Genomic DNA, 10,448 nt, shown 5'->3' on the forward strand with positions numbered 1-10,448 from the left:
GATGCGCGCGAAAGACACGCGGCGGGGACCAGCGGGTACGGCGAAGGCGTTGCGCGAGGCTGCCAACAGATGTCCTTCCGAGGGCTCGCGGACTGACTACACGCACGCCAGACGACCATGTTCCAAAGTTACCTAGAGAAGCGGGTCGTCAAAGGGCAGCGCAAAGGGGCAGTGTAGCCGATAGGCATACACCTGTCCACTCCAGTCTCGCTCTGCGCTCCACGTTGGACGCAGCATCGCCCGTCAGCGCCGAAACGTCAAGCCCGAGAGGCCCGATTCGAGCGAACCGATGGCCGTCACGCTGCGTTTTCTTCCCCCGGGGCGACCAAGGCCCGAGCCGAACCCAGACGATACCCGCGCGGCGGATCGGCTAACGCTCAGTCACTCCGAGGGTCGAAGGCTTACCCGCCATCGACGCTGTCGTGCCCTTATCCCTGCCCAGGCTCACGCGGCCCAAACCTAAGCTTTACTAACAATTGGATAACGCGCCACGCCGTGCCCATGGCGAGCCGCCGGACATGTCTCAGCTTGTCGGGGCATTGCCAATCAAGGTCGACAGCTCAGCCACCAACCAGTGGCCATCACCTCTGACCAGCAGAAACCGGGCGCGGTTCTGATCCACCTGCTTCTGGGGCACCGTCTCGCCCGGCAACACCTTGGTCGTTCCCACGTTCATGAACAACAACACCTGGACGCGGTCCGGCGTGGCCGACTCCACGGCCGCCGCGGCCACCACCGCCTGCTGGACGGTCTGCTGTTTCTTGATCGTCGGGGCCAGCACCCGGGCCAGCTCGCGGTAGTGATCGGCCAGGGGGCCCGTCGCGTACCCGCGCGCCCGCGCCAGGTCGGCGTCGATCGTGCGGTAGTCGTAGCTGAGCATGTCCGGCGCGTACGCGAGCGCCACCGCGAGGGCCTCCGCCGAGGCCGCCTCACTTTCGCGCAGCTCCTGGAGGCGGAAGTAGGTGATGGCCACCAGGACGGCCAGAACGGCCGCCAGGAGCGTTCCCAGCCCGATCGCGAGCAGATACCCGTAGCGCCGGGCCGGGCGGCCGTCAGGCCGCTCCAGGCCCGCGGAGAGCCCTTCGCCGGTCACGTCACCCGCTCCAGCTTCGACACCCACCACACTCCACGGCTCTTGGTGACCTCCATGCGCCAGCGGTTGAAACGCTCCTGCGGGGGCGTCTTGGTCCCGTCCCAGCGGACCACCGCGTCGGCCACCACCAGCACGCGGGCGCCGGCCCGGCGCGCGTCCATGGAGACCAGCCCCGCGGCGCGCACCACGCCGGTCTGGACGACCTTGTGCTCGCGGGTCGCGGCCTTCAGGCGCTCGGCGTCGCGCTCGTACTCGGCCCGGGCCTGGCCCATGGAGGAGTCCAGCGCGCGCCGCACGTCACGGTCGACGGTGCGGTAGTCGACCGCCATGAGGATCAGTGCGTAGCGCTCGGCGGCCTGGGTCGCGGCCACACGGTCGGCCGCGGCGGCCCTCGCCTCGTCGAGATCGGCGCCGACGCGCACCCAGGCGACGCCCAGGACGCCGATGAGGACGATCAGCAACGCCACGATCAGCGGCAGCCAGCGGCGGGGAGAGCGAGCCGCGTGCAGCGCCACCTATACCCTCCCTCGCCTGGGGCCGCCTCGCGGGCATCACGGCGACGGGCGCGTCGCGATGCCGGGACCGGCGGCCGGTCGCCGGATCATAACCCGCCGCCAAGATCATCTAGCGGGGTTCACCGGGTTTCCCGGGACGGGACGAACCACCGGAAGGCACGGAGCCCGCAGCGTTCTACGCACAATGCCCCCGAGATGACAGAAGCAGATGTATTCATCCGATTTCCGTCATTGAGTGCCATGGGGTGACATGTGGCCTGAACAACCCCAGAGCATGCGAAAGGGGCGGGCCCACCCGGCACCTGGGTGGAACCGCCCCTTTCGTTTACGGCTTCAGCCGCGAGAGGTCACTTGACGGTGACGGTGGCGCCGGCGCCCTCCAGGGCGGCCTTGGCCTTCTCGGCGGCTTCCTTGTTGACCTTCTCCAGGACCGACTTGGGAGCGCCGTCCACCAGGTCCTTGGCCTCCTTGAGGCCGAGGCTCGTGAGGGCGCGGACCTCCTTGATGACCTGGATCTTCTTGTCGCCGGCGGCCTCGAGGATGACGTCGAACTCGTCCTGCTCCTCGACCTCCTCGGCGGCGGCGGCAGCGCCACCGCCACCCGGGGCGGCGGCGACCGCGACCGGCGCGGCGGCCTTGACGTCGAAGGTGTCCTCGAAGAGCTTCACGAAGTCGGACAGCTCGAGGAGGGTCATCTCCTTGAACGCGTCGAGCAGCTCGTCGGTGCTGAGCTTCGCCATAGTGGTGGTTCCTCCGTGTGTGTTACAAAACTTGGAAACGGACCGCGGTATGCGCCTGAATCCCCTGCTGTGGTCGCTTGCGCGCCCGACCTACTCGCCGCTGTCGGCGGGCTCCGCCGCGGCGGGCTCCTCGCGCTTGGCGCGCAGGGCCTCGACGAGGCGGGCCATCTGCGTGGGCAGCGCGTTGAACGTGGCTGCGGCCTGAGACTGCTTCGCCTTCAGCGCACCGGCCAGCTTCGCGAGGAGGACCTCGCGCGGCTCGAGGTCGGCAAGCGTGTTGATCTGCTCGGGGGTCATCGACCTGCCGTCGACGACGCCGCCCTTGATGATCAGGAGGGGATTGGCCTTGGCGAACTCACGCAGGCCCTTGGCCGCCTCGACCACGTCGCCGTTGACGAACGCGATCGCGGTCGGCCCCTGGAACAGATCGTCCAGGGAGGTGACCCCGGCCTCGTTGGCCGCGATCTTGGACAGCGTGTTCTTCGCCACGGCGAACTTCGCATGCTCACCGAGCGACACGCGCAGCTGCTTGAGCTGCGCGACGGTGAGACCGCGGTACTCGGTCAGGACAGCGGCGTTCGAGCTCTCGAAGCGATCTTTGAGCTCGGCGACCGCGGTCGCCTTTTCCGCCCTCGCCATGGGCCTCCTTCCAGATGTGCCGCCGGCGAAGGGCTCAAGGGACCTGGAAAAACGAACGAGCCCCGGCGCAGGCGCACGGGGCTTCACACACGGGACACCAGGCGGCGCGGAGCCGCATGACAGACCATATGAAAACTCGCATCACCTACGCTGGCCGTCCACGTCGTGGATCCTTGGGCCACCGAGCCATGAGAGGCTCGGCGACGACCGGCGGTCTTCGGCAGACCACACTGTACGTTGTTCCTCCGCGTCGCGCAAAATCCGACCCCACGAAGGCCCCCGAACGGCGACGCAGCCCGCGGGTGTCCATCCCGCGGGGTGCGTCACAAGCGTCTCTGATTGGCTTAGCGATCCTGTGCGTTACACAGAATCAAGGCACAACGAACTGCCCGGTATTCACCGATCGTCTTCGTGCCCTGGTGCCGACAAATGGAGCCGCCGGCCCGTCGAGCACGTCCCTCCGGACGCCGACCGGTCAGGCGTGTACGGCCTGACCGGGGAGGGTGCCCGACGTCGCCTGGGCGCCGGGCGTGCTGGTAACAGCATGCCACGACATAACTACGATCCGCTAATCGAATCAAAAGCCTGGGCGGACCCGAGGTCAGGTGCCGCTGCCGGCCATGCCGCCGTCACCGGCGGGCGCGTTCCCCAGCGTGTTCGGAAGCTCGCCCACCTGGTCGGCCGGCGGGGCGGTGACCTCGGCGGCGTCGTTGAACGACGTGAACTGGGCGGCCAGCTTGAACGTGCCGTCCTGGCCCGCGGCGCCGTTCATCTCGACCTTGCGTGGCAGGTTCTGCGCGTCGATCCACGCGTCGAACTTCATGTCCTTGACGTCGGAGATCCGGCCCTCCAGGTTCTGCCGCATCTCGGGCGTGAGCTGCTTGACCGCCTCGGCGACGCTGAACGTGCCCTTGTAGTGCGTCGTCTCGACGCCGCCGACGGACTCGGTGCCGACCTTGGCGACGTCCTTGGAGCTGGTCAGCATCTTCACGCTGCTCTGCAGGTCGACCTGCTGGGCCTGGCGCAGGAACTGGTTGACGTCGACGCCCGCGGACTCACCGGCCTTCTTGAGGTCGATCTTGATCCACGGCTTGGTGCCGCCCACGAGCTTGCTGAGCATGTCCATCTTCAGGTACGCCGTGTCGCCGAGGAGGATCACCCGGACGCCGCCGGGGACGTTCTGCCCGGCCATGCTGATCTGGCTCAGGGTGACGTCAGAGGCGAGCTGGGGCTTCTGGTGGTACACCACAGTGCCCTTGACCGACCCCGCGCCCTCCTGAGGGGCGGAGAAGTCGACGGCGAGCTGGGCGGTGTACGAGGTGACGTCCTCGGTGTTCTTGACGCTCTGCTGCAACGTCTCGGCGGCGGAGAGCTGCACCGCCCCGAGCGAGGTGGCCGGCTGCTGCGGAGCCTGGCCGCACGCCGATACCGCGATGAGCATGGCTGAGCCCACGGCCGCGAGCACGGGGGTCATTCGCCGCTTCACTGGATATCCCTTCGTCTTCCCCATAGGTCGTTTCGACCCTACGCGCAAGCCCTGCCCCGTGCGTGGCCTTGTGTGCGCGAAATCCGGTGCCACGGCGCGCGCGAGCCCGAAACGGCCTCTCACCTGCGAGGAAGGAAATGTGAAATTAACGTGCAGAGGGCCCCCACCCGGAGGTGGAGGCCCTCTGCGACGTCGGCCATGGCCGGGACACGTGACGTGCCACGGCTACGGGATGCCGGTGGTGCCGGCGATCGTCAGGCGTCGAGCTCGGCGGTGATGCCCCGCGTCACGTTCGGGTCGACCGGAATGCCCGGGCCCATGGACGTGGAGAAGGTCACCTTCTTGAGGTAGCGCCCCTTGGCCGCGGACGGCTTGAGACGCACGATCTCGTCGAGCGCGGCGGCGTAGTTCTCCAGGAGCTGGCGCTCCGGGAAGGAGACCTTGCCGATGATGAAGTGGAGGTTCGCGTGCCGGTCGACGCGGAACTCGATCTTTCCGCCCTTGATGTCGGACACGGCCTTGCCCACGGCCGGCGTGACGGTGCCGGTCTTGGGGTTCGGCATGAGGCCGCGGGGGCCCAGGACGCGGCCGAGACGGCCGACCTTGCCCATCAGGTCCGGCGTGGCCACGACCGCGTCGAACTCGTTGAGGCGGTTGCCCTTGGCGATCTCATCGATCAGCTCGTCGGCTCCGACGATGTCGGCGCCCGCGGCGCGGGCCTCCTCGGCACGGTCACCGGTCGCGAAGACCAGGACCCGGGCGGTCTTGCCGGTGCCGTGCGGGAGGTTGACGGTGCCGCGGACCATCTGGTCGGCCTTGCGGGGGTCGACGCCCAGCCGCAGGGCGACCTCGACGGTCGCGTCGAACTTGGTGACCGAGGTGCTCTTGGCGAGCTTGGCGGCCTCGACGGGGCTGTACAGGGCCTCGCCGTCGACCTGCTCGTCGGCCTTGCGGTAGCTCTTGCTGCGCTTCACTGCTTCTCCTCGTGGAGTGTGTGGTCGCGGGCCAGCGCCTGGCCCTCCCACAGGTGTTCTGTGTCGGCCGCGGTTGTGTCGGCCGCGGTTGTGTCGGCCGCGGTTGTGTCGGCCGCGGTTGTGCCGGCCGGTGTCAGTCGGCGATCGTGATGCCCATCGACCGGGCGGTGCCGGCGATGATCTTCTCGGCCGCCTCGATGTCGTTGGCGTTGAGGTCGGGCATCTTCGTCTCGGCGATCTGGCGCAGCTGCTCCTTGGTGAGCTTGCCCACCTTGTCGCGGAGCGGGTTGGCGCTGGCCTTGTCGAGACCTGCGGCCTTCTTGATCAGCTCGGGCGCCGGCGGCGTCTTCGTGACGAAGGTGAAGCTGCGGTCTTCGAAGATGGTGATCTCGACGGGGATGATGTTGCCCCGCTGGGCCTCGGTCGCAGCGTTGTACTGCTTCACGAAGTCCATGATGTTGACGCCGTGGGGACCGAGGGCGGTACCGACCGGCGGCGCGGGAGTGGCCTGGCCAGCGGGAAGCTGGACCTTGACCAGAGCCGCGATCTTCTTCTTTGGAGGCATTTCCTACTCCGGGTCCTTGACTGCTGAGAGACCCCCGCGGGGAGCGGGGGCCCCCGAGGGCGCGCACGGGCCACTGCGGGACTGTGCGGCCTCGGGATTCACCTCGCGGACGGCGGCACGCCGACGCGCGGGGACGAGTATCCAGTGTATGTGCGCCGTCAGATCACCAGGACCTGCTCGCGTGTCAGATCTTGGAGACCTGGTTGAACGACAGCTCCACCGGCGTCTCACGGCCGAAGATCGAGACGAGCACCTTGAGCTTCTGGGACTCGGCGCTGATCTCGCTGACCGTGGCGGGCAGGGTGGCGAACGGGCCGTCCATGACGGTGACGGACTCGCCGACCTCGAAGTCGACGGTCGCGGCGGCGGCCTTGGCAGTGGTGATCTTGGCCTGCTCGGTCGGCTCGGGCGCGAGAAGCTTGGCGACCTCGTCGAGGTTCAGCGGGCTCGGCCGGTTGGACAGGCCCACGAAGCCGGTCACACCGGGCGTGTTGCGCACCGCGGACCAGGACTCGTCGGTCAGGTCCATGCGCACCAGGACGTACCCGGGCAGGACGCGCTCCTTGACCGGAGTGCGCTTGCCGCCCTTGATCTCGGTGACGGTGTGGACGGGCACCTCGACCTGGAAGATGAAATCCTCCATGTTGAGGGACTGGGTGCGCGTCTCGATGTTGGACTTCACGCGGTTCTCGTAGCCCGCGTAGGAGTGGATGACATACCACTCACCGGGAAGGCCGCGCATCGAGCGCTTGAACTCTTCGACGGGGTCGACGTCGGGAACGAGATCACCGTCTTCGTCGGCGGCACCGGCGGGAGCGGCGGCGTCGGCGACGTCGGCGACGTCGTCGGGCTCCTCGGCCTCACCGTACGCGCCGGCCTGGCCGGACTCTTCGGTGATCTCGATCGCCTCTTCCGGCTCGCCCTCCCACTTCTCGCGGGAATCGCCAGCCGACAGTGGGGACTCGGACACGGTGACTCTTTCTTCTCTCGTCGATGGTGCGATCTTTTACCGCCCTGTCGAGGGCGGGTGTCGCGTGGTATGGGTGCGGCTCAGGATCAGCCGAAGACCGCCAGTACACCCTTCGTGAGCAAGGCGTCTACCCCCGCCACGATCCCGACCATGATCACAACAAAGACGAGGACAACCGTGGTGTAGGAGATGAGATCCTTGCGTGTCGGCCAAATGACCTTACGAAGCTCGGCGACGACCTGCCGGTAAAAGAGTGCAGGCGAAGTGCGCTTCTTAGCAGGGCGGCCGGTCGGCTTGCTCGGCCTGTCCGCGGCCTCGCCGCGAGTGTCGATCGCCACAGTCCTCACCTGATCCGTCGTTCCTACGCAACTTTACGGCGGCATACACGCCATCGGTGCGCGGACCGCACTTCGCAGGGCACGAGGGACTCGAACCCCCAACCGCCGGTTTTGGAGACCGGTGCGCTACCAATTGCGCTAGTGCCCTCTGCCGTGAACCACCTTACCCCGAGCAGCCCGAGGCGTGTCGCTCACTAGTTGCAGAAGTGTACGGGGGAATGAGCCTCACGTCGAACCAACTCGTCAGGCACGCCGCACCATTCCACCGACCGGCACATCCTCGCACGTCCCGGTCCACATGCTGAATATGCGTCGGTGGTGGTCCCGGCCGTCTGGAACCATGGAGGTATGACCCGTCCTCGCATCTCAGCGCGCATCTCCGCCATCACCGAGTCCGCCACGCTGGCCGTCGACGCCAAGGCCAAGGCGATGAAGGCCGCCGGTCGGCCGGTCATCGGCTTCGGCGCCGGCGAGCCGGACTTCCCGACGCCCGACTACATCGTCGAGGCCGCCATCGAAGCCTGCCGCACGCCGAGGTTCCACAAGTACACCCCGGCCGGAGGCCTTCCCGAGCTCAAGCAGGCCATCGCCGAGAAGACCCGGCGCGATTCGGGCCTGGAGGTCGACGCGGCGCAGGTCCTGGTCACCAACGGCGGCAAGCAGGCCGTGTACGAGGCGTTCGCCACCCTGCTCGACCCGGGCGACGAGGTCCTGGTCGTCGCCCCCTACTGGACGACGTACCCCGAGGCGATCAAGCTCGCCGGCGGCGTCCAGGTCGACGTCGTGACCGACGAGTCGACCGGCTACCTCGCCTCGGTCGAGCAGCTCGAGGCCGCGCGCACCGACCGCACCAAGGTGCTGCTGTTCGTCTCCCCGTCCAACCCGACCGGCGCGGTGTACTCCCCCGAGCAGGTCGAGGCCATCGGCCGCTGGGCCGCCGGGCACGGGCTGTGGGTCGTCACCGACGAGATCTACGAGCACCTGGTGTACGGCGACGCGCGGTTCACCAGCATCGCGACGGCCGTGCCCGAGCTCGGCGACCGCGTGGTCGTCCTCAACGGCGTCGCCAAGACCTACGCCATGACCGGCTGGCGGGTGGGCTGGCTGATCGGCCCGAAGGACGTCGTGAAGGCCGCGACCAACCTGCAGTCGCACGCCACCTCGAACGTCTCGAACGTCGCGCAGGCCGCCGCGCTGGCCGCCGTCTCCGGCGACCTGTCGGCCGTGGCCCGCATGCGCGAGGCCTTCGACCGGCGCCGCCAGACGATCGTGCGCATGCTGAACGACATCCCGGGCATCGTGTGCCCGGAGCCGTTCGGCGCGTTCTACGTGTACCCGTCGATCAAGGGGCTGCTCGGCAAGGAGATCCGGGGGCGGCGCCCGCAGACCTCTGGCGAGCTGGCCGAGGTCGTGCTGGAAGAGGCCGAGGTCGCCGTGGTCCCGGGCGAGGCGTTCGGCACGCCGGGCTATTTCCGCCTGTCCTACGCCCTGGGCGACGACGACCTGGTGGAAGGCGTCAGCCGCCTGGCCAAGCTGCTGGCCGAAGCCCACTGATCGGCGGTAACGTCCGCATGCGTACGGAAGGCCCCGGACCACGCCCGTCCGGGGCCTTCTTCGTGACATGACCTGTCGCCCGCATAGGTGGCCGGTCGCACCAAAACCATTTCTGTCTGACTATTTCCCCCATATAAGGCCGTCCGGGATATATCCCACCCGGATCCCACCGAACGCGCGCCTCCCTGAGGCCGCCGAGATCTTGGGGCGAATTCGCGGCGACTAGGAACCCGTCGAAGGTCGCTTCGTCGTCTTCCGTCATGAGCGGTCCCCTTTCGCCCTCCAACGCAGCGGGGCTTCCGGGGTCGAGTGCCGAAGCCGGCGTCGTGGCATGACTCGCGTACGGCAGGATATGGAGATGGCACGCCCGCTCGACCAGCTACCCAAAGCCCACCTGCACCTGCACTTCACCGGCTCCATGAGGCATTCGACGCTGCTGGAGCTCGCACAGGAGCAGGGCCTCCACCTGCCGGACGCGCTCGTCCAAGATTGGCCGCCCAAGCTGCGCGCGACCGACGAGCGCGGGTGGTTCCGCTTCCAGCGGCTGTACGACATCGCGCGCTCGGTCCTGCGCCGCGAGAGCGACGTGTACCGCCTGCTACGCGAGGCGGCCGAGGACGAGGCGGCCGAGGGCTCCCGGTGGCTGGAGATCCAGGTCGACCCCTCGGGGTACGCCCCGCGGTTCGGCGGGCTCACCGCGACGCTGGAGCTGGTGCTCGACGCCGCCGGGCAGGCCGCGCGCGCCGCGGACGTCGGCATCGGCGTGATCGTCGCGTCCAACCGCACCCGCCACCCGCTGGACGCCAAGACCCTCGCCCGGCTCGCCACCCAGTACGCCGACAAGGGCGTGACCGGCTTCGGGTTGTCCAACGACGAGCGCCGCGGCCGGGCCAGGGACTTCGACGGGGCCTTCCGCATCGCCCGGCGCGCGGGCCTGCTGGCCGTGCCCCACGGAGGCGAGCTGTCCGGCGCGGCGAGCGTCGCCGAGTGCGTGGACGATCTGGAGGCCGACCGTATCGGCCACGGAATCCGGTCGGCCGAATCACCGCGCCTCATGGAGCGCCTGGCGGACCGGCAGATCGCCTGCGAGGTGTGCCCGACGTCCAACGTGGGCCTCGGCGTGGCGCAGCGGGCGGGCGACGTGCCGGTGAGGCGGCTGTTCGAGGCCGGCGTGCCGATCGCCCTCGGCGCCGACGACCCGCTGCTGTTCGGCGCCCGGCTCCTGCCGCAGTACGAGCTGGCGCGCACGGTGTACGGCTTCGGCGACGCCGAGATCGCGGAGCTGGCCCGCCAGTCGATCCGCTCCTCCGCCGCGCCGGACTCCTCCAAGAAGGAGCTGCTGGCGGCGGTGGACGCCTGGCTCGCCGGCTGACCCGCGGCGCGACGCCCCGCCTGAACAAGGCGAAAGCCCGGCGGAACATTGAGCTCCGCCGGGCTTGCCCGGGTTCACGCCGTCGCGGGACGGCGGGACGTCACTGCGAGTGGATGTAGATCGTGTCGAAGACCTCGGCGAGCTTGGTGAGGTCCTGCGTCACTCCCTTCTCGGGGTCGCCGGCGTCGAAGGTGACCGCGAG

11 protein-coding genes and 1 tRNA gene are annotated in these 10,448 nt (G+C 68.6%); 2 read left to right on the forward strand and 10 right to left on the reverse strand.

All coding sequences use genetic code 11. The features are described 5' to 3' along the window. Positions 1-523 precede the first annotated feature (523 nt). The 10 genes from AB0M95_RS39845 to AB0M95_RS39890 form a co-directional block, all read right to left on the reverse strand. Positions 524-1,093, reverse strand: coding sequence for a hypothetical protein (locus tag AB0M95_RS39845; protein ID WP_363776606.1), 570 nt, complete (start codon positions 1,091-1,093; stop codon positions 524-526). Continuing rightward, positions 1,090-1,608, reverse strand: coding sequence for a hypothetical protein (locus AB0M95_RS39850; protein WP_363776609.1), 519 nt, complete (start codon positions 1,606-1,608; stop codon positions 1,090-1,092). Before AB0M95_RS39850 ends, AB0M95_RS39845 begins: the two co-directional genes overlap by 4 nt. Before the next feature lie 347 nt (positions 1,609-1,955). Then, positions 1,956-2,348: a 50S ribosomal protein L7/L12 gene (gene rplL, locus AB0M95_RS39855; protein ID WP_358527420.1), complete on the reverse strand. Its 393-nt coding sequence runs from the start codon at positions 2,346-2,348 to the stop codon at positions 1,956-1,958. 90 nt (positions 2,349-2,438) lie between these two features. After that, positions 2,439-2,987, reverse strand: a complete 549-nt coding sequence (rplJ, locus tag AB0M95_RS39860) for a 50S ribosomal protein L10 (RefSeq protein ID WP_363776612.1) — start codon at positions 2,985-2,987, stop codon at positions 2,439-2,441. A gap of 601 nt (positions 2,988-3,588) precedes the next feature. After that, entirely contained in the window at positions 3,589-4,473 is an 885-nt protein-coding gene (locus AB0M95_RS39865) for an LppX_LprAFG lipoprotein (protein WP_363776615.1), read from the reverse strand. A gap of 254 nt (positions 4,474-4,727) precedes the next feature. Then, on the reverse strand, positions 4,728-5,447 hold the full coding sequence (gene rplA / locus AB0M95_RS39870) for a 50S ribosomal protein L1 (protein WP_363776618.1): 720 nt from the start codon (positions 5,445-5,447) through the stop codon (positions 4,728-4,730). A 133-nt stretch (positions 5,448-5,580) separates the two neighbouring features. Continuing rightward, positions 5,581-6,012: a 50S ribosomal protein L11 gene (gene rplK, locus AB0M95_RS39875; RefSeq protein ID WP_114028424.1), complete on the reverse strand. Its 432-nt coding sequence runs from the start codon at positions 6,010-6,012 to the stop codon at positions 5,581-5,583. Positions 6,013-6,196: 184 nt separating this feature from the next. Beyond that, the gene (gene nusG / locus AB0M95_RS39880) at positions 6,197-6,982 is read right to left on the reverse strand and encodes a transcription termination/antitermination protein NusG (protein WP_363776621.1); all 786 of its coding nucleotides are present in this window, start codon (positions 6,980-6,982) and stop codon (positions 6,197-6,199) included. A gap of 86 nt (positions 6,983-7,068) precedes the next feature. Next, positions 7,069-7,320 (reverse strand): preprotein translocase subunit SecE, encoded by a 252-nt coding sequence (secE, locus tag AB0M95_RS39885; protein WP_358527434.1) that lies wholly within the window; start codon positions 7,318-7,320, stop codon positions 7,069-7,071. A gap of 75 nt (positions 7,321-7,395) precedes the next feature. Then, positions 7,396-7,468, reverse strand: a tRNA-Trp gene (locus tag AB0M95_RS39890). Between the two features lie 200 nt (positions 7,469-7,668). On the opposite strand from AB0M95_RS39890, the gene AB0M95_RS39895 reads away from it, so the two are divergent. Continuing rightward, positions 7,669-8,874, forward strand: a complete 1,206-nt coding sequence (locus tag AB0M95_RS39895) for a pyridoxal phosphate-dependent aminotransferase (RefSeq protein WP_358527437.1) — start codon at positions 7,669-7,671, stop codon at positions 8,872-8,874. Between the two features lie 358 nt (positions 8,875-9,232). Beyond that, positions 9,233-10,246, forward strand: coding sequence for an adenosine deaminase (locus tag AB0M95_RS39900; protein ID WP_363776625.1), 1,014 nt, complete (start codon positions 9,233-9,235; stop codon positions 10,244-10,246). The last annotated feature ends 202 nt before the right edge of the window (positions 10,247-10,448 follow it).

Source organism: Sphaerisporangium sp. NPDC051017 (assembly GCF_040683095.1).
Classification (GTDB): domain Bacteria; phylum Actinomycetota; class Actinomycetes; order Streptosporangiales; family Streptosporangiaceae; genus Sphaerisporangium.

Coding starts and splice junctions, on each gene's coding strand:
- rplJ (WP_363776612.1), bottom strand. CDS start 2,987: ATGGCGAGGGCGGAAAAGGCGACCGCGGTCGCCGAGCTCAAAGATCGC.
- AB0M95_RS39900 (WP_363776625.1), top strand. CDS start 9,233: ATGGCACGCCCGCTCGACCAGCTACCCAAAGCCCACCTGCACCTGCAC.
- AB0M95_RS39895 (WP_358527437.1), top strand. CDS start 7,669: ATGACCCGTCCTCGCATCTCAGCGCGCATCTCCGCCATCACCGAGTCC.
- rplL (WP_358527420.1), bottom strand. CDS start 2,348: ATGGCGAAGCTCAGCACCGACGAGCTGCTCGACGCGTTCAAGGAGATG.
- rplK (WP_114028424.1), bottom strand. CDS start 6,012: ATGCCTCCAAAGAAGAAGATCGCGGCTCTGGTCAAGGTCCAGCTTCCC.